Consider the following 22,693-nt stretch of genomic DNA (forward strand, 5'->3'; position numbering starts at 1 on the left):
CGTCTTCACGTACACGACTCCAGACCCTACGGACCAACTGCAGGTCAGCGCAGGCAGATCCGTAAAATCGCGTCTCTAGGCGAATCCGACCGCGTCACCAGCCCCCACCCGGCTGACCTGCACCTTCAACCCGGCAGGGACTCCAGGGCCCCTGAATTACGCGGAACGCAGGTCATGGCGACGCGCTGATGCTCTCGAAGACTACTACGAACTAGCCATCTGACCAGGCAGTTTGCCACGCTCATCCCATCTGATGCAGGATCTGCCCTCTAGAAGGGATGGTCTGCGTGGTGCAACAGCGAACGGCGGCCCTGGCCGGAGCGGCTCAGCTGGAGCTGGTCTCCGGGGTGATCCAGCTGCGTCCGGAGGACGCGATGGTCGCGGCGATGCTGCGCGGATGGCGGGCCCAGCAGATGTCCCGGGGCCTGAAGGAGGACACGATCGTCGCCCGCGAGCGGCTGATCCGGCGCTTCCACGAGTTCACCAACGAGTACCCGTGGCAGTGGCTGCCGGGCCACATGGACGAGTGGTCGGCCTCGCTGACCGGTGAGAGGCACCTGGCGCCGTCCACGATCCGCAGCTACCAGGGCGAGGTGCGGCAGTTCACCGAGTTCCTGATCGACGGCCGCTACGGCTGGGCGACCGCCTGCGAAGACGCCTTCGGCACCCACCCGGTGGCGATCTGCCACGAGTGGAACGCCATCGCCCACCTCAACGACTACGAGGGCGACCCCGAGGCCCGGCCGTTCACCCGCGACGAACTGCAGCGGTTCCTCGACTACGCCGACGACCAGGTCGACCGCGCGGTGCGGTCCAAGCGCAAGGGGGCACTGGCCGCCTACCGGGACGCCACCCTCTTCAAGGTCGTCTACGGCTGGGGCCTGCGGCGCACGGAGACCTCGAAGCTGGATGTGGTCGACTTCGGCCGCAACCCGAAGGCGCGTCAGTTCGGCCGGTACGGAACGCTCAACGTGCGCTACGGCAAGGCGAAGAGAGGGCAGCCGCCGCGGCGCCGGAACGTACTGTCGGTCATGGACTGGGCAGTAGACGCGGCCCAGGACTACGTGGAGAACGTCCGCCCGCGCTTCGGCTGCGAGGACCACCCGGCGCTGTGGGTGACCGAACGCGGCGGCCGGGTCAAGCCCTCCGAGATCAACGCCCGGTTCGTCGCCTACCGCGACGCCCTGAAGCTCCCCAAGGCTCTGGTTCCCCATTCCCTCAGACATTCATATGTCACACATTTGACCGAAAACGGGGTAGATAGGCGTTTATCCAGCAGCAAGTAGGCCACGAATGCGACAGCTCGACGGCCGTATACACCCACGTCAGCGACGACTTCATGAACACTGCTCTGGGCAACGCACTCAACCCGGCGTTCGACGAGGCGCCGACCGGGAAGGACCGATGATGGCCGCCAAACTCGACTACCGCTGGCACCTGCGTCACCTGATGGCGGACCACGGCATGTTCTCCACCACAGACCTGCTGCCGCCGCTGGCCCAACGCGGCATCAACCTGTCCTCCAGCCAGGTCTACCGGCTCGTCGTCGAGCGCCCCGAGCGCCTCAGTCTGAAGATCCTCATGGCCCTGCTGGACATCCTGGACTGCACGATGGACGACCTGATCGAACCCGTCGCCGCAGCCGGCGCCGCGCAGAGGCCCAAGAAGGCCGCCGCTGGCGGCACAGCCGCCGAGAGCATCGGCGACCTGCGGCCCAAGCGGGCCAGGATCGCCCCGGCGGACCAGTGAGCGACACCGTCGACGAGGCCCTGGCGGACCCGGTTGGCCTGATCGTGCGGCTGGTCGCGACGGTCGAACACGGTTTGGACGCTGCCCGGATCCACGCGGTCGTCGTCGGTGTCGCCGGCGGGCGCGCGAAACGCCGTCAGCTGGCCCAGCTCCTCTCGGACTGCCCGCAGGTGCTGACGACCGGAGGACCGCCGGTCGCGTGGTCGGTGGGACAACTCCTGCGAGGGCTGCGGGAGGCCGGCGCGACCTCGATAGCCGCTCCACGGTGCGGTGAGTGCGGGCGAACCCTGACCTACATGATCAGCCGGCGGGGATACCTGCTCTGCTCGCCATGCCGGGACACAGCCCAGACCTGCGCCGCCTGCGGAGACCAGCGGCGAGTTTCCACCCGCGACCGTCACGGCCAGCCTCGCTGTGATCAATGCCCCGACGACCAGGGCGACCCGACGGTACTGCTGGCGGAAGCCATCGCCGTGATCTCCCCGGGCTTCGAGGCGGCCGACGTTATGGCCGCTCTGGGCCGAGCGACGGTGCGCCCGGCCGGGCAGCGTCGGCTGGCCTGGGCGATCGTCAACCAGCCCTCCCTGCTGACCGGTGCGGGCAGCGACGCCCCGACCCCGGCGGTCCTGCGCTTCATCGACGAACTCCTCGCGGCGGGAGCGAGCAACATCGCTCGACCGTCGTGCCCGCGCTGCAGTCGGACGGTGGCACTGTCCAAGCTGCTGGACGGGCAGAGAGTCTGCCGCACCTGCTTCGCGCACCACCGGGCAGTGCCCTGCGCGGGCTGCGGAGCGGTCCGCGAACCGGCGACCCGCGATGCCGAGGGCCGCCCGCTGTGTCCGAACTGCCTCAGCAACGATCCGATCAACCTCGAAGACTGTCATGGCTGCGGACGCCGACGGCGCGTCGCGGCCCGCACCGCGGACGGCCCCTGGTGCCAGCACTGCCGACCTCGCACCGCCGCGACCTGCGGGATCTGCGGTCGATCGACGCCCTGCGAGATCTCCGCCGCGACCGGCGAACCGTGGTGCGAGCGGTGCCAGTCCTGGTGGGCCCGCTGCAGCGGCTGCCACACCATCGCCTCGATCCGCGGCGGCACACGCAAGGCACCGTTGTGCGCGAGGTGCCTCAACCCCGACCCGGACTTCTGGGAACGGTGCCCGATCTGCAAGACCACCTGGCAGACCAGCGCGCACCGGCCCTGCCACCGCTGCACTCTCACCCAACGCGCCGACGAGGTGTTCGCCGGCCCCGACGGGTCCGTTCGCCGGGAACTGGCCCCGCTGCACGCCGCATTGACCGGCATCGACCGGCCGGTCACCGCAGTCGCCTGGCTGTCGCGCCCAGTCGTCGCCGGGCTGATGAAGGAGATCGCGGCCGACCAACGCGCGGTGACCCACGACGTCCTCGACGAGCTCACGGCCAGCAAGACCCTCGACCATCTGCGGGCCGTTCTCGTCGCCGGAGGCATACTGCCCGACCGCGACGAGCGCCTGGTGAAACTCGAACGCTGGACCTCCCGGACCGTCGCATCCCGTGACGATCACGAAGAACGAGCCATGCTGCACCGCTACGCGGTCTGGCACCACCTACGTCGCCTGCGCGGCCGCCTCGGCGCCGGCCACACCACCCACCTGCAGATGGCCAACGTCCGCAGCCACATCACCGCCGCCGTCAACTTCCTGGACTGGCTGTCCGGCAGAGAGCTGACCCTCACCACCTGCACCCAGACCGACCTGGACCAGTGGAAAGCGGACGAAGGCCTCAGCTACCGGGACCAGACCGGCCACTTCATCCGCTGGGCAAGCAAGAACCGGCTGGCCAAAGGGCTGACCTTCGGCGCCGAGCGCTGGCAGGGCCCGGTCGGCCCCCACGACTCCGAAGGCCGGTGGGACGACGCCCGCAGGCTCCTCCACGACGCCACGCTGACCACGGCCGACCGGGTCGCCGGACTGCTCCTACTCTTCTACGCCCAACGGCTCAGCACGATCAGCAGCCTCACCGTCGATCAGGTCACAGAGGCGAACGGCCGGGTTTCGATCCAGCTGGGAACCTCCCCGACCGTCCTGCCCGAACCGCTCGCCGCACTGGTCCTCGACCTGATCGCTACACGCCGCCCCTACACGGTGATCGGACACACCGATCAGACGCCCTGGCTGTTTCCAGGTCAACGCCCAGGCCAGCACATCAGCGCCGACCGGCTCGGCCTACGGCTGATCGCCGTTGGAATCCAACCAGGCCAGGCCCGGTCAACGGCCCTGTTCGCGCTCGCCGAGGAAGTCCCGGCCGCGATCCTGGCCCGCATGCTCGGCATCCACATCCAAGTCGCCGTCCAGTGGCAGAAGGCATCCGCTGGCGACTGGGCCGCCTATGCCGCCGACGTCAGCCAACGGACCATCACTGCAAAGGAGTTCGCACCATGACTGTCCTCCCCTACGACGCCGTACTCTGTGACATCGACGGGGTGCTGCGGCATTGGCCCACTCCCGGACACGCTGACCTTGACCATGTCCATGGACTCCCGGCGGGCACCTTCGCGGCAGCCGCCTTCGCACCAGCTCGCCTGCACCCCGCGATCACGGGGGAGATCACCGATGAGCAATGGCGTTCGGCGGTGGCCACGGACCTCGCCGACGTATGTGGATCAATGGACCGCGCCCGAAGCGTGGTCACCGCCTGGTCTGATCTCATGCCACGCGTCGATCAAGAGGTCGTGTCGCTCCTCACCAGGGTTCGCGAAGTCGCGACGGTCGCCCTGGTCTCCAACGCGACCACACGATTGGAGTCGGATCTTGCCCGGCAAGGCTTGAACGACCTCGCCGATGCCGTGGTGAACACTTCCCGCATCGGTGTCGCGAAGCCAGATCCGCGTGTCTACCTCATCGCCGCCGAACGGGTCGGAGCCCCGGTCCACCGCTGCCTGTTCATCGACGACACCACCGCCAACGTCATCGCGGCCCGCGAGGTGGGGATGGCTGCCCTCCACTACCGCCAGATCGAAGATCTCCAGGATGCCCTGTCCACTCTCCTCTCCACAGCGACCCAACACCCGCAGGGGCTGTGACCGGTGGAGGCATTCCGACAGTTCCAATACCCGACTCCACCATTAAACCCTCGCCGAGACCCACGAACGCGAGTTCCTGCGCTAGCGGAAGATCACCGCTGATGCCCGCGAGCTGACAACCGACCCGCGCGACCTCTACGACATGCTGGAGCTGGACAAGCGCACCGACCGGATCCTGCCCAACGGCCTGTGTCTGCTGCCGCCCCGTCAGGTCTGCGCGAAGGGCAACGCCTGCCTGACCTGTGACAAGTTCGCCACCGACGCCACCTTCCTGCCCGAGCTCACCTCCCAGCGGCACCGCACCGACCAGCTCATCGAGGAACGGCAGCAAGCCTTCACGGCCCGGACCGGACAGCCGATGGGCGAGGACAACATCTGGCTCGCCGGACGCCGCCAGGAACAGGACGCCCTCGGCCGCATCATCCTCAAGCTCGAACAGACCCGTCTGGCCGACGGGCCGCTCCAGGCAGTCCGCGGAGCTGGCGTTGACGCCCGCACCGACGCAATCACCCGCGGCCAGGACGGGAGCTGACCAGCATGCGCGGCAACCCCGACAACCTCCGCCAGGCCGCCGCCCGAAAGAGCGCCGCCACCCAGGCCCGCGCCAAGAAGGGCCTGCGCGAGATGATCCGCCGTGGCCAACCCATCACCTTCCGAGGCCTCGCCCAGACCGCCGACGTCTCGCTCGACTTCCTCTACCGGTGCACCGAGATCCGCCAGCGCGTCGAGCATCTGAGGGCCCAGCAGCGAAGCCGCCCACCACGACCGACCATGCAGCCGCCTGACGACTCACCCAGCAGTGTCGTGCGGACCCTCACCGTCCAGCTCGCCGAGCTCAAGCAGGGGCACCGCGACGAGGTCCAGGCTCTGCGGCAGGCTCTCGAAGCCGCCCAGAGCGAGAACCTCGAACTGCGACGTCGCCTCGGCCCTCGGCACGCCGCCCGTTCCGAGACCTCCTGACGGCGATCCTTTGCGGAGGTCTGGCCTCAGTGGGGCGCCGCGACCGCAGTGCCCCAGGCCCGCTCGATCTCGGCGGCCGGAAATGGCGTCCGCTTGCTCTCGGTGAGCAGGCGGCGGCGGAATTCGCCCATGACGACGGTAGTGCGGGCGTGTCGGTCGATGATCGCGGCGATCTCGCGCGGGACGCCATCGGGCTGCTGGCCAGTGATCCACTCGCGCAGGAAGGCCTCGTGTTCCGTGCCGCCGCGCAGACCTTCGGGCAGGTGGTGGCGGAGCAGATGGCTCGCGGTGTGGGAGCGGTCGTAGGCGAGATGGTTCGACAGGAACTCCGTCTCGGCTGCTGACAGTTCGAAGCCGGAACTCAGGGCGAGTCCGAAGTCGGCGAAGTAGAGCAGTCGACCGTCGGTCAGGACATTGGCGAAGTGGGCGTCGAAGTGGACGAGTCCGTGCGAGCTCATGAAGGCGGTCCCGCGCGCCAGGGCCTCCTCTACCCATGGGTACGGGCAGCCCTCCCCGCCCTCCGGTGCGGCGGTCGGGTGGTCGTGCAGCCAGTCGGCGAGTGTCTGCGGGATGTGTTCCAAGAAGAGCACCAGGCTGGACGAGGACCGGCTGATGGCCTCCAGCCGCTCGCGCACGGCCGATGAGCCTTCCCAGTGCGTGACTGCCCCGTCGATGCCTCCGAAGTCGTCGGCGAACCCCTCGGGAGGGGAGTCGGGCAGGATGCGCCAGTGGTACATCAGCGGAAAGCCTTCGTACGCGTTCCCGAGGACCCAGTTGGTGGTCATCACGTGCACGGCCAGCTCGCGCCAGGCCCCGAACCCGGCCGAGCCCACCCCGTACTGGTAGAATATCGGCAGCCCGAAGAGGTTCGCCGTCGACCGCGCGTTCTCCGGCCGCAACTCGATGTCCGTCAAGGGCACCCGCTTGACGAAGACCCGCGTCCCGTCGATGTCCAGCTCGGCCGACCTGCCACCGATGCCGGACCCGAGCGGGGCGGCTGCGGTCACGACGTCGCTGAGCCGGCGGTCGCTCAGCAGGGACAGGCGCGTGGCTACGGTCCCATAAGTGGCAAGGCGTGCGGCATGCCGCGGGGCTGAGTGGCGCATCGACGGCTCCTCGGTGCCCCGAACCAGGGCGTCGGTGATCTCGCAAACGTGATCGACCCTATCCGCGAAGGCCCTCCCGGCGTGTCCCGCCCCGAGCGAGAACCTCCCACGCCACCCCGGCCCCTGACACACCGCCCGCCACGAGACCTCCTGACGCCGATCTCTTACGGACGCGACCGCAAGCGTTCTACCTGCGCGAACACCCGTCGTTCACCCGTTTGCCCCGGATACGACCTGGACGACCGAGTACTACGGCCTGGCCATCGCTCAGATGCGGGCCGAGGGCAGGGCGGTCGACGACGAGCTCCTTGCGCACATCTCTCCGGCCCACAGCGAGAACGTGAACTTCTTCGGCACGATCAATGTCGAGGTCGACAGCGAGCTCGCCAAGCTCGACCCGGCCGGTTACCGGCCGCTGCGGCCCCGCCGCCCGTACGAGGCCTGATGCCATTCCAGCGGTAACGGCCCGGTTCTCGTATAGCTGCCGTAGCCCCACAAGTAACGCTGAGTAACCATCGCTCGACGGCCCGCCTCATGGCAGCCCCGGGAGGCAGAACAGCCGACCGGGGCCAGCCCTGAGGACCGGTCACTTTCGCCAGAACAGGTGGTGCGTCACCCCGCTCGGGCTGGAAACGACCTCCAGGTGGAACCGGTCGAGCAGCTCATCGGGGGACTCCCAGAGCCGTACTCCGTACCCGAGCTTCACCGGCGAGACCGCCACGTGCAGGGTGTCGACGAGGTCGGCGTCGAGGAACTGCCGGATGGTGGTAGCCCCGCCGCCGAGTCGGACGTCCTTGCTCTGCGCCGCCTCCCGGGCCTGTTTGAGGACCGTGGCAGGGTCGCCGTCGACGAAGTGGAACGTGGTGTCGGAGAGCGTGAACGAAGGACGCTTGTGGTGGGTCATGACGAACACCGGGGTGCGGAACGGGGGCTCGTCACCCCACCAGCCGCGCCACTCGTGATCGTTCCAGGGCCCGCGCTGGGGCCCGAACTTGTTGCGGCCCATGATCTCGGCGCCGATGTTGCGGGCGTAGTCCCGCGTGAAGTAATCGTCGAGACCCCGGCTGCCCCCGGGATCGGTGCGCATGGGCCAGCTCGCCGTGGCGCCGGCCCAGGCGAACAGCCTCTCGGGCTCGACATGACCGAATGGCCTCTCGAGGGTCTGGTCCTCACCGGCACCGATTCCGTCACTTGAGACGTTGAAGTTCTGGACTCTCAGTAGCTGAGCCACGTGTTCCTCCTGCGATGGCGATAGCGGTGGTGAGACTTGGATCGTCACCGTGAGGTCGGAGCCGATCGACGGATCTTGACCCGGTCCGGCAGAATCATCTGATCTGCTGAACCCGCCGCCGGCATGTCAAGGGCGGTCGGCCCGCGACGACCACCCGATGACGGGGCCCGACCGGGCGCCACGACGGTGAGGAGTTGGACATGAAGTTCCTGCTGATCATGCACATCAACCCGGCCATCATGGAGGAACTGACCGAGGCCGAGCGCCAGGAGATCATGGACGGCCACGGCACATTCATGAAGACGATCCGCGAGTCCGGCGAGATGATCGGGACCGAGGCGCTGGCCGATCCGTCCCAGAGCTCGGTGGTCCGTGTCCGCGAGGGTGTGCCGGTCGTCACCGACGGTCCCTACCTGGAGGCCAAGGAGTTCCTGGGCGGCTATTACCTGGTCGACGTCGCAAGCAGGGACCGTGCGCTGGAGTTGGCCGCGATGATCCCGGACGCCCGGTTCAACGGCCTGGGCATCGAGGTCCGCCAGGTGATCTTCTCCGGCGGCCCGACCGCGTGAGCGCCGGCCGCGCCACCGTCGAGGACTTGCTGCGCGCGCTCGCGCCGCAAGTCCTCGGCGCGCTGGTGCGCCGGTACGGGCAGTTCGACCTGAGCGAGGACGCCGTGCAGGAGGCGCTGCTCGCCGCGGCGACACGCTGGCCGACCGAGGGCGTCCCAGACAACCCGCACGGCTGGCTGACCACGGTCGCCGGCCGCCGCCTGGTCGACCAGATTCGCAGCGAACAGGCCCGGCGCCGGCGCGAGGACGCGGTGGCCGCCCGGGAGCCGGATCGGACGTCGCCCGGCCCCGGCGAGGACACCCCGGCCAACCGGGACGACACGCTGACCCTGCTGTTCCTGTGCTGCCACCCGGCGCTGAGCCCGGCCTCGCAGGTCGCGCTGACGCTGCGCGCGGTCGGCGGCCTGACCACCGCAGAGATCGCCCGCGCCTACTTCGTGCCGGAACCGACCATGGCGGCCCGGATCAGCCGGGCCAAGCAGCGGATCAAGGCCACCGGCAGCGAGTTCACCATGCCGGTCGGGCAGGATCGGGCGGAGCGACTGCGGGTCGTGCTGCACGTGCTGTACGTGATCTTCAACGAGGGTTACATCGCCAGCTCCGGAGACCGGCTGCGGCGCGACGACCTGGCCGCCGAGGCGATCCGGCTGACCCGTCTGCTGCACCGGCTGCTGCCGGACGACGGCGCGGTGGCCGGCCTGCTGGCCCTGATGCTGCTCACCGACGCCCGCCGGGCCGCCCGCACCGGCCCGCACGGCGAGCTGATCCCGCTCGACGAGCAGGACCGCTCGCGCTGGGACCGCGGTCGCATCGCCGAGGGCGTCGCGCTGGTCACCGACGCGATGACCCGCTCGACACTCGGCCCCTACCAGTTGCAGGCCGCCATCGCCGCGCTGCACGACGAGGCGCCCAGCACCGGCGAGACCGACTGGCGTCAGATCAACACGCTGTACAAGATCCTGGAGCGGCTCTCGCCGAACCCGATGGCCAGCCTGAACCGGGCGGTGGCGGTCGCCATGATCGACGGACCGCGGGCCGGCCTGGCCCTGCTGGACGAGTTGGCCGCGGACGACCGGATCACCGACCACCACCGGCTGTACGCGGTCCGCGCACACCTGCTGGAGATGGCCGGCGACCATCCGGCGGCCCGCGAGTACTACCACCGCGCCGCCCGCGGCACCACCAGCCTGACCGAGTGCCGCTACCTGGAAACCCGCGCCGCCCGACTGGCGCCACGTCCCGCCTCCGGCTGACCCTTCCCGCGCCACCCCGGTCGGGGCTGCCACCGCGCCGCCCCGAGGGCTCCAACGTCCGGAAACGATCGTTCGTGAGACACAAAGATCGACATAACGTTTCCGCAGGTCGCGACTGTAACGCTTCCCGCGTACGCGCCTATGTAACGGGCAACCCCTTTCGCGATACGGTTCGATCATGAAAATCGGCGTTGCCCGTGTATCGACCCGCGACCAACACCCCGAAGCCCAGGAAGACGCGCTCCGCGCGGTCGGCTGCGAGAAGGTCCACCTGACTGGGCTGCCGTGAAGATTTCCGTCTCCGCAGGGCCAAGCGCCGGAGGCGAGCGGGTTGAGCGGGGTCTGAAAGAGCAGCAGCTCACTGTCCAATGCAAAAGCGATCTGCCCGGTGTCGAGCAGCAGGGTGCGGCTCATGACGTTTCGGGAGTCGTCGGTCGAGAAGTACTCCTGCTGCCCGAGGCTCGAGTCGATGGCCAGGAGCCTGCCGTCCCGCCAGAACACGGTGGTGCCTGCACTGTCCAGTGCGGGGTAGGAGGTGTAGTAGCCAGTCAGCGCAGGGCCATCCAGCAGGGCCCCTGTGTCGGTCAGTTCCCGGAACCTTGAGCGGGACGGGAGACGGTTTTCCAGCTCGGGACCTCGAACCGCTCCGGACGCATCGACCAGCATGGCTCCGTGGCTGTTCCAGCGCGCGACCTGAGCGCCGTCCCGGTCGTAGCGTGCGGTGCTGAACTCCCCGTAGCCCTGCGAGTCGATCAGGAACTCCGCTGGCCCGGCAATGGCTTTCCGGCCCGCTGGCAAGGGCTTCGTCCATGCGACGATCCCGCCGCCCGCCAGGTCCAGGAAGAAGGTGGCGCCGATCCCACTGCGTTGCTCCACGAAGCTGGCGGCCACTCTGTCCCCGGACACCAGCAGCGGCTCCCAGTGGTCGACGTCGACTTCCTGCGGAGTCCACGGCCGCTTGGGGCGCACCTCCCAGTCGGTCTGGACTCCCGCCTCAACCACACCTGCGTGAGAGAGCGCGCCGAGAGTGATCGGTGACGACCACAGGCACTGGCCGTCGCGGGCGTACCTGGCTACACGGGGCTCGCGGTACGGGGCGTCGCCGCGCTGGAAAGGGGGAGCGGCGGCCCAGGAGATGCAGAACCCGTCGTCCAGCACCACGAAGGCACCGATCTCTTCGCCGGCGTCGCAAGTAGGGGAAACGACGCTTCCGGTCTCACCGTCCGGGCCGATCTCCTCCAGCACCGGACCGCTGTCCCCAGGCCGGGCCAGCCACATCACCCCCTGCTGGGAGCCACGAGACCGCGGACGCCCGGTGCCTGGAAAGGTCCGCTGCCACAGCACGGCACCCGAGAGGTCTACCGCACTCAGAACCGTTTCGAGGATGTCGACCCCGTAACTCGTCACGTAGAGCGGGCCCGCAGGGTGGTGGGCTGCCAGGCTTCGCACCTGGCCGGGCATGGCTACACGCGTAGGAACGATCACGGATCCGAATCCTGCCGCATCGGGGAGGACCGTGTCGGGCCAACAATGGATCTGATGGGCCAGCTATCGCTCCTCGTCACACGCTTCCGGAGATGTTCTGAGGGTCCGTCACGCCCGAAATCCTCTCACAAACCATTCCCAGAACAGGGTCTCGTGGCCACTTGCGTGAGAACGAGTTCTGGGAACCGATCGGGCCTCCGGGGGCGCCCCCTGCACCCCTTCCCGATCTTCCTCCCGGAAAGGATCGTTTGCGGGAGTGGTCGAACGCGGTGGCGGCGACCCTCCATAGGCCGCCCATGTGCCCAGCGAGCTGTCGATCACTCCGCTTGACATGGCATCAGTCTCCTAGTTCTATAGTGCTAGGAAGCTAGATAAATGAGGTTACGGTGATCGAGTTTCACATCGAGGCCCGGTCCGGTGTCGCTCCTTACATGCAGTTGGTCCACCAGGTACGCCAGGCCCTGCGGCTGGGTTTGCTGTCGGAGGGGGATCGCCTGCCGAAGGTCAAGGACGTCGCGGCCAAGGTCGCGATCAACCCCAACACCGTGCTCAAGGCTTACCGGCAGCTGGAGAACGAGGGCCTGGTCTCCCCCAAGCCCGGGGTCGGCACGTTTGTCACCGGCACGCTCGGCGACATGCCGCGATCCGAGCACGAGCCGTTGCGTCAGGAGTTGCAGCGCTGGCTCGCCAGGGCCCGTGGCGCCGGACTGGACGAGGAGAGCATCGAGGCCCTGTTCCTCAACACCTTTCGCAGTTCCACCGAGGAGGAGAAATGACCGCGATCATCGAAGCAAGAGGGCTTGGCAAACGCTATGGCCGACGTCAGGCGCTGTCCGACTGCACGCTGAGTGTGCCAGCGGGGCGGGTCGTCGGGCTGGTCGGCCCGAACGGTGCGGGCAAGTCGACCCTGCTGCAGCTGGCCTGCGGCATGCTCACCCCGACCTCCGGCAGCATCGAAGTCCTCGGCGAACGCCCCGCGTCCAGCACCGCGCAGATGGCCCGGGTCGGCTTCGTCGCCCAGGACACGCCCACCTACGCCGCGCTGTCGATCGCAGACCATCTGTGCCTGGGCGCCAAGCTCAACCCCCGTTGGGACGCCGCTCTGGCCGAGCGCCGGATCCAGCAGCTGGGCCTCGACCCCGCGCAGCGGGCCGGCCGGCTCTCCGGCGGGCAGCGGGCTCAACTGGCGCTGACCCTTGCTGTGGCCAAGCGCCCGGACCTGTTGCTGCTCGACGAACCCGTCGCGGCGCTTGACCCCCTGGCCCGGCGCGGGTTCCTGCAGAGCCTGATGGAGTTCGTGGCCGAGACCGAGGCGACCGTCGTGCTCTCCTCGCACCTCGTCTCGGATCTGGAGCGGGTCTGCGACCACCTGATCGTCCTGGCCGCCTCCCGGGTCCAGGCGGTCGGCGAGATCGACGACCTGCTGGCCACCCACTTCCGGCTGACCACGGCCCGCCGCGAGGCCGACTCGCTGCCTGCGGGCATGCAGGTCGTCCAGGCCGACCACACCGACCGGCAGAGCACCTTCGTCGTGCGCGCCGACGCGACCGTCGACGATCCGTCCTGGGTGATGGAGCCGCTCGCCTTGGAGGACCTCGTCCTGTCCTACATGACCCGGGCCGGCGCCGCCGGCGCCGACCACCGACCCGTGCTGGAGACGCAGCGATGACCTGGCTGACCTGGCGCCAATTCCGTACCCAGTTGCTGGTGGCCTTGGCCGCCCTGTCCGCTGTCACGGCATACCTGCTGATCAGCGGCTTCCAACTGCACAACGCCTACAACAGCGCCCTGGCCGGCTGCCCGAACGGCGGCTGCTCGCCGGTGTCCCAGCTGACCACCCAGTACCGCTTCCCGTACTACCTCGGCACCGGCCTGGTACTCCTGGTACCGGGCCTGATCGGGGCCTTCTGGGGCGCGCCGCTGATCGCCCGCGAGCTGGAGACGGGCACGCACCGGCTGATCTGGAACCAGAGCATCACCCGCACCCGCTGGCTCGCGGTCAAGCTCGTGTTCATCGGCCTGGCCGCCGCGGTCACCACCGGACTGCTCAGCCTGCTGGTGTCCTGGTTCGCGAGCCCGCTCGACCGGATCAACAACAACCGCTTTACCCCGCTGCTCTTTAGCGCCCGAGGCGTCGTCCCGCTCAGCTACGCCGCTTTCGCGGTGGCCCTCGGAACGTGTGTCGGCCTGCTGATCCGGCGCAGCGTGCCCGCGATGGCGGCCACGCTGGCGGTCTTCGCCGCCGTCCAGATCCTTGTGCCGCTGGCGGTTCGGCCGCACCTGGAGTCGCCCGTCCGCGGGGACGTGGCGCTCACCTCCGAGGCGATGAAGTCCGCGTCGCTCATCGGGTTCACGGACCGAACACCTGCTGCCCCGTTCGTGGCGGATCTGAACGTACCAGGCGCCTGGGTCCTTTCCGGGGCCGAACCGGTCAGGACCTCGTCCGGTCAAGCGCTCACCATGGCGACCCAGCCCTGTGCGACGGTCTCGGACGCGGCCGCTCACGACGCCTGCCTTGCCAACGCCGACCTGCACGCTACGGTCTCCTACCAGCCCGCCGACCGTTACTGGGCTTTCCAGTGGTCCGAGACAGCGATCTTCCTTGCGCTCACTGCCGGCCTGGTTGGCTTCAGCGCCTGGTGGCTGCGCGGCAGGCTCGCCTGACCCGGGTGGGGCAGTGACACGAGCAGAACACCGCGTGGGGCGGCCGAAGCCATCGCAACTGGCTTCGGCCGCCCCACCACCATACGAGCCCGCATCGACCCGAATCGACGGCATTCGACCGCCGTGTCACCCCACGCCCATCCTCCTGGCTGAACTTGGCCGCCCCCTCAGGTGCGACAAGGACCTGCAGCGGCAGGGGGAAGAACGATCAACACGGAATCCGTGCCTGATCCAGCTCAGGAAACCGGTGCCGCCTCACGCTGATCCTGGTGGTCGAGTTTGGCGAAGTCGACGTCCAGGTGTGGCTCGTAGGCCTCCGGCGGCACGTCGAGCTCATGGGTGGAGTACTCGCCGAGCCGCATGATCTTCTCGGTCAGGTAAGGCGAGACCTCCGCCAGGTCCTCCGGGTCGACTTTCCAACCCTCGGCCTGCAGCTCGCGCACCGCCTCGGCGATGTCGAGGGTGGTGTGGAAGATCAGGCAGTTGGTGAGCAGGGCGTTGAACTTCACCGCCTTCTCCTGCTCGACGGGGTCGTTTTCGCTGATGACGCCCCGATTACCGAAGCGCACCCACTCGGAGAACCCGTTGTACGCCTCGACCTTGTTGGTCGCGGCCGTCACCCGCCGACGCATCTGAGGGTCCGTCAGGTACCGCAGCAGCTGGATCGTGCGGATTACCCGTCCGACCTCGCGGAACGCCGCGTAGTGGGCGTTCTTGCGCGAGCCGGAGCGTAGGCGCCGCAGCAGGAGGACGGAGGAGACCTTGCCGCCCCGCACCGACAGGGCCACCCGCATGAGGTCCTTGAAGTGCTGCTCGATGAGGTCCCAGTCGATGACGTTGCGGCCGGCCTCGCCGAACAGGGATTCGATGTGCACGTAGGAGGTCTGCTTGGTCGGGCGGAAGAACACCAGATCCTTCCAGTTCCTGATCCTCGGCATCAGCTCAAACCCTAACAAATGGGCCAAACTGAACACCGGGTAGCTCTGGCCCTGCGTATCTGCGTGGATCGTGGTCGGCTGGATCTCCGACTCGTTCTTCAGCAGCCCCTCGATGATGTAGACCGCCTCCCAGACCCCGCAGGGGATGAAGTGGGTGAACAGCGCGATGTAGGTGTCGGCGATGTGGTGGTAGGCGATGCCGCCGGGCCGGCCGTAGCGCACCGAGGTCTCGGCGACCAGGTTGTTCAGGTAGGTGTCCATGTGGGTGCCGTCGGCAGCCACCGCCGTTCCATCGCCCCAGGCCCGTGACATGTCGAGCTGGGCGTGAGCGTTGACCACGTCGGTGATCGCCTGGTTGAGCTTGGCGATGGAGAAGTGTCGGTTGGCCGTGGCGGACAGCTCGTGCCCGCTGACCCCGTTGATGTGCCGGGCCGCCTCGTAGGGGCCCATGTTGATGCCGTTGACGAAGGTCGTGATGACGTACCGGCCGAAGGCGTCCTTGAGCTTGGGGTCGTGCCCGGAGGCCGGCCCGAAGCGCCGCCACCACTCGATCCAGTACGCGGTACGGGCCAGCACCCCCAGCAGCGACCGCTCGGGCAACCGGGCCTTGATCGTCTGCTCCAGCTTCACCGCACTCGGACGCCGCTCATCCGCCCGGTACCTCTCCAGCGTCGGCACCCCGGTCTTCGGGTCGATGACCAGGCCCTCGTTCTCCGGGTAGCCGGAATCGGCGGCGGCCGCGGCCGCCGTGAGCCGCTCGCGGAGTTGGGCGACGAAGGCCGCCGCGTCGAACGGCCGCTCGTCGCCGGGTTCCCGGAAGCCGACCTCCACCAGGTACTCCGGCAGCGCGGCCTCCACTTGCGGCCACTCCAGCAGCTGCTGGCTCCAGTCGGCGTACTCCTCCGAGCCGGTGACCGCGACGTCGCCGCACCGCAGCTCCTCGGCGAGGTTGAAGAACACCATCGCCTCGAAGTGCCGGCGCACGTACGAGGTGGGCCGGGTCCGGTCTCGGACGATCTTCTGCCAGTTCTGGGTGGCGAAGCGGATGTCCACCACCCCGGTGTCCTTGCCCTCGTCGTCCTGGCCCCGCATGGGTATGTAGTCGCGTGAACTGCGGAACCTCAGCAGGTGCCGGAAGGCGTCCAGCACCCGGCTGTCCTCGCTGGTGGCCACCAGGTCCAGGCTCTCCAGCAGGTTCAGCATCACCGCCCGGTCAGATGCCCGTGCAGCAGCACCTCCCAGTTGTCGCCGTGGTGGGCGGAGACCTTCTCGATCTGCTCGTACTGGGCGCCGAATCCGCCGAAGCCGTCCACCGCCGACGTCACGCTGAACAGGCCGTTGGACTGCACCATCAGCCCCTCGGCCAGCTTGAGGAACGCCGCCGCGACCCGGCGCTTGAGGCGCCGGTTCACCTCCGATGCCCCCGACTCCTCGTCCAGGCCCTCCAGCGCGTCCAGGGTCTCCTTGGTCAGCGCGCCGGCCTTCGCCCGCGCCGTCTGAGCGGGCCCGTCGGTGTCGACCTGCCGCAACAGGGTCCGGTAGTTGGCGACCAGGCCCTCCACGATCGCCTGCTGCTGACTGCGGATCTCCTCCAGCTCGGTGCGCGCCCGCTTCGACTTGATGGCCACCCGCTTGGTGAACATCGTCGTCAGGTCGTCGCGCACCCGCATCCGGGCCTTGTGGACCAGGCACGCGATCAGCGTGATCCGCTTGGTCTCCGCATAGTCCTGGAGCACGCCCGCGTCCGCCGCCTCGGCCTCACCGGCGAAGTCCGCGATCTTCGCCGCCGCCAGGCCCTCCAGCCACGCCTCGGTGTCGCCCAGCCCATCCACCCACTTCCGGTGCTCGGCGAGCTTCTTCATGTTCGACCAGGTCGCCCGCTGAGCGGACTGCTTCAGCTCGTTGAACACCATCTTGCGGTCCAGCCCCAGCACCGTCACCAGCCGCAGCAGCCCAGCGCGGTCATCTGGCCCGATCCTCCCGGCGACCCGGGCGAAGATGTCGCCGTTCACCTCGGAACGGATGCTCATCGCCATCCGGTCCAGCGTGGAGAACGCCGGAAGCTCCAGGCCAGCCCGCACCAGCTGCTCCAGGGCCACGTTGATCAGGTCCGCCGGGTTGTTCTTCGACGCGGCCTCCGCCCGGATCGCCTCCTCGGCCACCGTGCGGGCCCGCCCGGCGTCGTACATCACCCCGACCCGCTGGCGCACCAGAGACCGGTGGTTCTTCGCGGTCCTCTCCGCGCCGTAGCCGGCCACCACATCATCCGGCAGCTCCACGGCCCGCCGTACGAAGTCGACCACCAGCTCCGGGACCTCCTCCCACCGCGGGAAGCACCCCATCCGCTGATAGGACTTCAGCAGGACCAGCAGCGCGAGCTGGTGCTCGTCGGAGTCCGTCCGGGCCACCGCCCACTCCACCTCCTCCCGGCCCGGCGAGAAGAACAGATGCAGTTCACGCGCGGTGATCAGCCGCTTGAACCGCGGGTATGCGGTCCGCTCGATCGACGTCATCCCGAAGCCCTACGACCCGATGCCAGATACGAGCGATGCCCGCCCGCGCGGGCATGTTCACACTTCCGGCTCGGGGCGAAGATCAAAACCGCCGTACCCAGGACGAGCAACACAGGGCAGTGGTAGATGAGCGCAGGCCGGGGGCGAGGAAGCCGGTCAGAAGTCCAAGATCACGTCATGGCCCCTTTTGCAGGCATCTTGGCTAGACCCCGGTATGGCCCACAACATCCCGTCCTGGACTCTCGCCTCCGGGCTGGTGGCGCTCGGCATGGACTGGAAGCAGGCCGTCCTCACCATCGCCCTGGGCAACCTGATCGTGCTGGTGCCCATGCTGCTGACCGGGCATGCGGGCACGAAGTACGGCATCCCGTTTCCGGTCTTCGCCCGGGCGGCGTTCGGGCTGCGGGGCGCCAACCTGCCGGCGCTGATCCGGGCCGCGGTGGCGTGTGCCTGGTTCGGGATCCAGACCTGGATCGGCGGCGAGGGCATCTTCCTGCTCGCCGGGAAGCTGCTCGGCTCGGGATGGCGGGACGCGAGCCATATCGCCGGGCAGCCGTGGACGCAGTGGTTGGCGTTCGGGGTCTTCTGGGTGGTCGAGATGGCGGTGATCGCGCGGGGGATGGAGACGCTGCGGCGGTTCGAGAACTGGGCGGCGCCGTTCGTGATCGTGGGTGCGCTGGCGCTGCTGGTGTGGATCGCGGTGAAGGCGGGCGGGTTCGGTCCGCTGCTGTCGCAGCCGTCCAAGTTGGGCTGGGGGAGCGGCTTCTGGAAGGTGTTCTTCCCGTCCTTGATGGGCATGATCGGGTTCTGGTCCACCCTGTCGCTCAACATCCCGGACTTCACCCGGTTCGGCGGCAGCCAGCGGGCCCAGATCCGGGGCCAGGCCCTCGGGTTGCCGACCACGATGACGCTGTTCGCGCTGCTCTCGGTGCTGGTCACCTCCGGCTCGCAGGCCGTCTACGGCACCCCGATCTGGGACCCGATCGCCCTCGCCGCGAAGATGGACAGCGTCGCCGGCACCCTCTTCGCCCTCCTCGTCGTCCTGGTCGCCACCCTGTCGGTGAACATCGCGGCGAACGTCGTCAGCCCGGCGTACGACCTGTCCCACCTACTGCCACGGTTCGTCAACTTCCGTACCGGCGCGCTGATCACGGGTGTGATCGGGATCGCCATCATGCCGTGGAAGCTGATCGCCAACCCACACGTGTACATCTTTACCTGGCTCGGCGTCGTCGGCGGTCTGCTCGGCACCGTCGCGGGCATCCTGATCGCCGACTACTGGCTGATCCGCCGCACCGAGCTGGCCCTCGACGAGCTCTACCGCCGCACCGGCCGGTACTGGTACAGCGCCGGCTGGAACCCGCGCGCCGTCATCGCGTTTCTGGTCGGCGGCGTCCTCGCCATCGGCGGCTCCTACTCCACCGTGGACGCCACGGGCGCCAGGCAAGGCCCGTTCCCCACCGACGGTCTGATCCCCCTTCTCAAACCCCTCGCCGACTACGGCTGGGCCGTCGGCTTCGCCTCCGCCCTCCTCCTCTACACCCTCCTCAGCCTCAGCACCCGTACCAGGGCCTGAGGGGTCTCGCTTCACCCAACGGAGGTATCGATGAGTCAGATCGACGACGGTCCCGAGCATCTCGCGGGCGATCCGGCTGCCCCCGACAGGTACAGCACCGGGGTTCTCAGCCATGAGCGGCCGACTGAGTTGAAGCGCCTGCAAGCGCTGGAACGCATGGCCGATGCCTGGTCGCAGCGGGTCTTTGCGGAGCGGGGGCTTCGTAAGGACTGGCGATGCCTGGAGTTGGGAGCCGGCGCGGGAAGCATCGCGCGCTGGCTGTCCGCACAGTGCCCCGACGGCAAGGTGGTGGCCCTCGACATCGATGTGCGTTTTCTGGACGCCGGATGGGCTCAGAACCTCGACGTCGTGCAGGGCGATCTACGTGATGTCGAGTTCCCACCCGCTTCCTTCGATCTCATCCATGCCCGCGCGCTGATGATGCATCTGTCAAACCCCGAGGCGGTCATCGCGAAGGCCGCGCGATGGCTGGCTCCGGGCGGTTGGCTGGTCCTGGAGGATCCCGTCAACTTTGCCACGGACTCCTCTCCGCACTCGGCCTGGCGGCGCATCATGAGCGCTCTGGAGGACGCCCTGTCCGCCCAGGGAAGCGATCTGACCTGGGCTCGCCGCCGGCAACCGACGATCATGGGGGAGGCCGGGCTGATCGAGCTCGGCCTCACCTTGCAGCCGATGATCGTGGGCGACGGTGGAGCTGTCGATGCCTTCATGCGGCTCTTCTTCGATCAGGTCGGTCCCAGCCTGATCGACCAGAAAAGGGTCACCTCCGACCAACTGGCAGAGGGCTTGGCGCTGTTGGATGATCCTCAGTTCCTGGACATCGCCCATAGCTTGCTCATCGCCTGGGGACGTCGACCCTGAGAGTGCGGCCGCGAGCCGGGAAGTCGGTGCAATCGCCCTGCGGGACGTCCTTGACGAACACGACGCCGTCGGTGTCCGCCAGGTGGGCCGGGTCAAGCGGCGCGTAGCCGAACCAGGGGGATACGCGGGGCGCGGGCCGTGTGTCACCGAGGGCAGTGGCCAGCTGCGGGGCGTCGATGACGCAGCGGTCCTCCGGGAGCGCGTACAGGAGTCCTTCGACGGTGTCCGGCGGCGGTGTGTCCACTCCCCGGTGCCGGATCGTGCCGAGGGCCGTGGCCACGAAGGCGTACTCCTCGCCGAGCTGGGCGCTCACCAGCGCACCGGCGCTCCACCACTCCACCGGCCCCTCCCACAGCTGCATCGTGCTCTTCTCCCGCTGGAGATGGGAGTTGTGGGCGTGGATGAGTGCCGGGCCCCGAGCGGCGACGGCGAGGAGGTTGTGGGCCATCGTCAAATCCCGCAGCGCGCACAGCCGGGTCATGCGGGCCGGTGAGGTGTCGGCCATCCAGTGGTGATAGCGCAGCAGGCCGGTCGCGGTGCGCCCGTACAGGCACGCCCGGTCCCAGTCGTCCCGCAAGGTCGCCGTGAGCAGGTGCGGCGTCTGCTGGTCGAGTAGTGCCGCCAGATCGTCGGCGAGGAGCCGCAGTTGGCCGGCCTCGGCCGACTGCCCCGTGGACTGGGACGGGTCCATCATCGCGGCGGGATCGGTCCACCGGTCGTCGGCGCCGAGCAGGCGGTCGAGTGTGTCTGCAGTACAGGGGAGCAGGTCCGCGTCTACGTGGGCTGCGAGGTAGCGGTGGAGTGCGGTGAGGGCCTGTCGGGGGCTCGCGGCGTGGGTGATCTCCAGCGGGCCGTCGAAGCCGGCGAAGCGGAGCCGCTCGGACGCGGGCCGGCCGTCGTTGTCGGCGCGGACGTTGTAGGCGCGCATCCAGCGCACGAGCTCGCGGTTGGCTGCGGAGGTGCCCCAGCCGTGGCTGATGCCCTGCTCCATGACGTTGTCGAGGGTGCCCGTGCCGGAGGTGACGTAGTCGTCGACGACCAGGCCCATCATGCAGTCGCTCTCGATCGTGATCGTCCGGTAGCCCTCCTGCTCGACAAGCTGCCGGAAGAGCTCGTTGCGCAGGTCGAGCAGAGTGTCCTCGCCGTGGGTGGGCTCGCCCAGGGCGAGCAGCCGGGGCCGGGTCGGGAGCAGCCTCATGACGGCGGCGGCCTCGACGGGCTGGGCGGCGTCCTTGATGTCAGTAGCCATGACATCAACGCTATCGCTGAACCTCCGATTGAAACTTTCCCGCGATATCGTCGGCCGCATGGGGAGAAACCTTCAAAGCGGTGATTGGCTCAGGCCGATTGATCTGGCGCGCGGGCACGGTCTGTCCACGCAGGCGATCAGGAACTACGAGGAGGCCGGCATCCTTCCGCCCGCCGGTCGCACACCCCACGGCTACCGCACCTACACCCCGCTGCACGCGCGGGCCCTGCGCGCCTTTCTGGCCCTGGTGCCCGGCCACGGCCACCAGACGGCGACGTCGATCATGCGGGCCGTGAACCAGGGCACGGTCGATGAGGCGTTCCACCTCATCGACGAGAGCCACGCCCAGCTCCTCGACGACCGGCGGACCCTCCAGGCCGTGGAGAGCGCCCTCCGCGACCTGGAGCCCACCACGGCGCCCGAGCCCGGTGCGGGGTCCGAGCCGGCCGCAGTCTCCGGGCCCGGCGGCACGTTCATCGGGCCGCTGGCAGGGAGGCTCGGAATCCGGCCCGCGACGCTGCGCAAATGGGAGCGCGCCGGGCTGGTGCGCCCGCGCCGCGACCTGCGGACCGGGTACCGCGTCTACGACGAGGCTGACGTACGGGACGCCCGGTTGGCCCACCAGCTCAGGCGGGGCGGCTACCTGCTGGAGCAGATCGCCCCGCTGATCGCCCAGGTGCGAGCGGCCGGCGGGCTGGAGCCGCTGGCGGCCGCGCTGCGCGACTGGCACGGTCGGCTGTCCGCCCGCGGGCGGGCGATGCTGACCGGGGCCGCAGAACTGGAGGCGTACCTCCGCGAGCGCGGATGAGACTTCGGTCGTCAGCCGAAGAGAAGAAGGGCCACCGACGGTTCCATCGCGGCTGACTTATTCGAACCGGCCCAGCGGCGCGATTCATGCGGTTGCCGGCTGCGGGCTCGCCAACTGCGCGAACGTCCGCCGACCATCGCGAACAGTCACACGTTGATCATCCCGAGGCCGTCGATCGCTGCCGGGGACAGCGTCGTATCGTCCAAGCCGGACAGAGGCATCCATGCGGCAGCGTGGGTGGCCCCGTCGACCTCGGTGACCATGAGTGAGCCGGGCTTGAGAGCGACGACGTAGAAGAGCCCCACCAGGTGCCAGCTCACCCCGAATCGGCGGGCCGTGTACGTTCGTGCGTCGACCAGACGGGCGCCAAGGAGGTCCAAGCCGGTCTCCTCGTGCAGCTCACGCGCCAGCGCCTCCACTGGCTGCTCGCCCGGATCGATTCCCCCTCCGGGTAGATGCCATAGCCCAGGTGCGAAAATCGGTGAGGCTTCCGAGAGTTGGGTCAACAGCACTTGGTCCTGTGTGGTGGCAATCGCGTACGCCGAGACGCGCGAGCGCACGTTCTCCCTCAATGAAGCTTCGCCATCCTCGAACGTGCTGGTCAGAGGGGCTGGCGTGACGGTTCTCCGGGGTGCTCGTGCTGATCGTGGGCAGGAGTCTGCGGTCT

Annotated in this window: 20 protein-coding genes and 2 pseudogenes; 16 read left to right on the forward strand and 6 right to left on the reverse strand. The window is 68.6% G+C overall.

Going from position 1 to position 22,693, the window contains the following annotated elements; all coding sequences use genetic code 11:
* The first annotated feature begins 287 nt into the window (after positions 1 to 287).
* The 6 genes from P3T29_RS31125 to P3T29_RS31150 all read left to right on the forward strand — a co-directional run bounded on the left by P3T29_RS31125 (position 288) and on the right by P3T29_RS31150 (position 5,773).
* Positions 288 to 1,286 (forward strand): tyrosine-type recombinase/integrase, encoded by a 999-nt coding sequence (locus P3T29_RS31125; protein ID WP_280720030.1) that lies wholly within the window; start codon positions 288 to 290, stop codon positions 1,284 to 1,286.
* A 121-nt stretch (positions 1,287 to 1,407) separates the two neighbouring features.
* Entirely contained in the window at positions 1,408 to 1,749 is a 342-nt protein-coding gene (locus P3T29_RS31130; RefSeq protein ID WP_280720046.1) for a helix-turn-helix transcriptional regulator, read from the forward strand.
* On the forward strand, positions 1,746 to 4,172 hold the full coding sequence (locus P3T29_RS31135; RefSeq protein WP_280720031.1) for a site-specific integrase: 2,427 nt from the start codon (positions 1,746 to 1,748) through the stop codon (positions 4,170 to 4,172). The genes P3T29_RS31130 and P3T29_RS31135 overlap by 4 nt, the downstream gene beginning before the upstream one ends.
* Positions 4,169 to 4,813: an HAD-IA family hydrolase gene (locus P3T29_RS31140; RefSeq protein WP_280720032.1), complete on the forward strand. Its 645-nt coding sequence runs from the start codon at positions 4,169 to 4,171 to the stop codon at positions 4,811 to 4,813. The genes P3T29_RS31135 and P3T29_RS31140 overlap by 4 nt, the downstream gene beginning before the upstream one ends.
* A 142-nt stretch (positions 4,814 to 4,955) precedes the next feature.
* Entirely contained in the window at positions 4,956 to 5,345 is a 390-nt protein-coding gene (locus tag P3T29_RS31145) for a hypothetical protein (protein WP_280720033.1), read from the forward strand.
* Positions 5,346 to 5,350: 5 nt separating this feature from the next.
* Entirely contained in the window at positions 5,351 to 5,773 is a 423-nt protein-coding gene (locus P3T29_RS31150; protein ID WP_280720034.1) for a DUF6262 family protein, read from the forward strand.
* Between the two features lie 26 nt (positions 5,774 to 5,799).
* Here the strand turns inward: P3T29_RS31150 and P3T29_RS31155 are convergent, their stop codons facing one another.
* A complete protein-coding gene (locus P3T29_RS31155; protein ID WP_280720035.1) occupies positions 5,800 to 6,879 on the reverse strand; it encodes a protein kinase family protein in 1,080 nt (359 codons plus the stop codon).
* Positions 6,880 to 7,123: 244 nt separating this feature from the next.
* Between P3T29_RS31155 and P3T29_RS31160 the strand changes: the two are divergent.
* Positions 7,124 to 7,324: pseudogene (locus tag P3T29_RS31160) on the forward strand (Tn3 family transposase); the annotation flags it as partial.
* 141 nt (positions 7,325 to 7,465) lie between these two features.
* Here the strand turns inward: P3T29_RS31160 and P3T29_RS31165 are convergent.
* Entirely contained in the window at positions 7,466 to 8,110 is a 645-nt protein-coding gene (locus P3T29_RS31165) for a dihydrofolate reductase family protein (protein ID WP_280720036.1), read from the reverse strand.
* A gap of 200 nt (positions 8,111 to 8,310) precedes the next feature.
* Here P3T29_RS31165 and P3T29_RS31170 point away from each other — a divergent pair, with 200 nt between their 5' ends.
* The 6 genes and pseudogenes from P3T29_RS31170 (at position 8,311) to P3T29_RS31190 (ending at position 14,081) form a co-directional block, all read left to right on the forward strand.
* Entirely contained in the window at positions 8,311 to 8,679 is a 369-nt protein-coding gene (locus P3T29_RS31170) for a YciI family protein (protein WP_280720037.1), read from the forward strand.
* Entirely contained in the window at positions 8,676 to 9,932 is a 1,257-nt protein-coding gene (locus P3T29_RS31175; protein ID WP_280720038.1) for a sigma-70 family RNA polymerase sigma factor, read from the forward strand. The genes P3T29_RS31170 and P3T29_RS31175 overlap by 4 nt, the downstream gene beginning before the upstream one ends.
* Before the next feature lie 178 nt (positions 9,933 to 10,110).
* Positions 10,111 to 10,203 (forward strand): annotated as a pseudogene (locus P3T29_RS32780) (recombinase family protein); the annotation flags it as partial.
* Positions 10,204 to 11,803: 1,600 nt separating this feature from the next.
* Positions 11,804 to 12,193 carry a GntR family transcriptional regulator gene (locus tag P3T29_RS31180; protein WP_280698007.1) on the forward strand — a complete coding sequence of 130 codons (390 nt, stop codon included), beginning with the start codon at positions 11,804 to 11,806 and terminating at the stop codon, positions 12,191 to 12,193.
* A complete protein-coding gene (locus tag P3T29_RS31185) occupies positions 12,190 to 13,086 on the forward strand; it encodes an ABC transporter ATP-binding protein (RefSeq protein WP_280720039.1) in 897 nt (298 codons plus the stop codon). Before P3T29_RS31180 ends, P3T29_RS31185 begins: the two co-directional genes overlap by 4 nt.
* Positions 13,083 to 14,081, forward strand: coding sequence for an ABC transporter permease subunit (locus tag P3T29_RS31190; protein WP_280720040.1), 999 nt, complete (start codon positions 13,083 to 13,085; stop codon positions 14,079 to 14,081). Before P3T29_RS31185 ends, P3T29_RS31190 begins: the two co-directional genes overlap by 4 nt.
* A 236-nt stretch (positions 14,082 to 14,317) precedes the next feature.
* On the opposite strand, the gene P3T29_RS31195 is transcribed toward P3T29_RS31190, so the two are convergent.
* Both P3T29_RS31195 and P3T29_RS31200 read right to left on the reverse strand, forming a co-directional pair.
* Entirely contained in the window at positions 14,318 to 16,222 is a 1,905-nt protein-coding gene (locus tag P3T29_RS31195) for a transposase (protein ID WP_280720047.1), read from the reverse strand.
* Entirely contained in the window at positions 16,222 to 17,532 is a 1,311-nt protein-coding gene (locus P3T29_RS31200) for a DUF4158 domain-containing protein (protein ID WP_280720041.1), read from the reverse strand. Before P3T29_RS31200 ends, P3T29_RS31195 begins: the two co-directional genes overlap by 1 nt.
* Before the next feature lie 169 nt (positions 17,533 to 17,701).
* Between P3T29_RS31200 and P3T29_RS31205 the strand changes: the two genes are divergently transcribed.
* A complete protein-coding gene (locus P3T29_RS31205) occupies positions 17,702 to 19,108 on the forward strand; it encodes an NCS1 family nucleobase:cation symporter-1 (protein WP_280720048.1) in 1,407 nt (468 codons plus the stop codon).
* A 30-nt stretch (positions 19,109 to 19,138) separates the two neighbouring features.
* Positions 19,139 to 19,969 (forward strand): class I SAM-dependent methyltransferase, encoded by an 831-nt coding sequence (locus P3T29_RS31210; protein WP_280720042.1) that lies wholly within the window; start codon positions 19,139 to 19,141, stop codon positions 19,967 to 19,969.
* Here P3T29_RS31210 and P3T29_RS31215 read toward each other — a convergent pair.
* Entirely contained in the window at positions 19,944 to 21,218 is a 1,275-nt protein-coding gene (locus tag P3T29_RS31215; RefSeq protein ID WP_280720043.1) for an erythromycin esterase family protein, read from the reverse strand. The two genes, P3T29_RS31210 and P3T29_RS31215, sit on opposite strands and share 26 nt — an antisense overlap.
* Positions 21,219 to 21,276: 58 nt before the next feature.
* Here P3T29_RS31215 and P3T29_RS31220 point away from each other — a divergent pair, with 58 nt between their 5' ends.
* On the forward strand, positions 21,277 to 22,026 hold the full coding sequence (locus P3T29_RS31220) for a TioE family transcriptional regulator (RefSeq protein WP_280720044.1): 750 nt from the start codon (positions 21,277 to 21,279) through the stop codon (positions 22,024 to 22,026).
* A 146-nt stretch (positions 22,027 to 22,172) separates the two neighbouring features.
* Here the strand turns inward: P3T29_RS31220 and P3T29_RS31225 are convergent.
* Positions 22,173 to 22,693 (reverse strand): NUDIX domain-containing protein (locus tag P3T29_RS31225; protein ID WP_280720045.1); only part of this gene is annotated, 521 nt, incomplete at its 5' end.

This window comes from Kitasatospora sp. MAP5-34, assembly GCF_029894335.1.
GTDB lineage: Bacteria > Actinomycetota > Actinomycetes > Streptomycetales > Streptomycetaceae > Kitasatospora.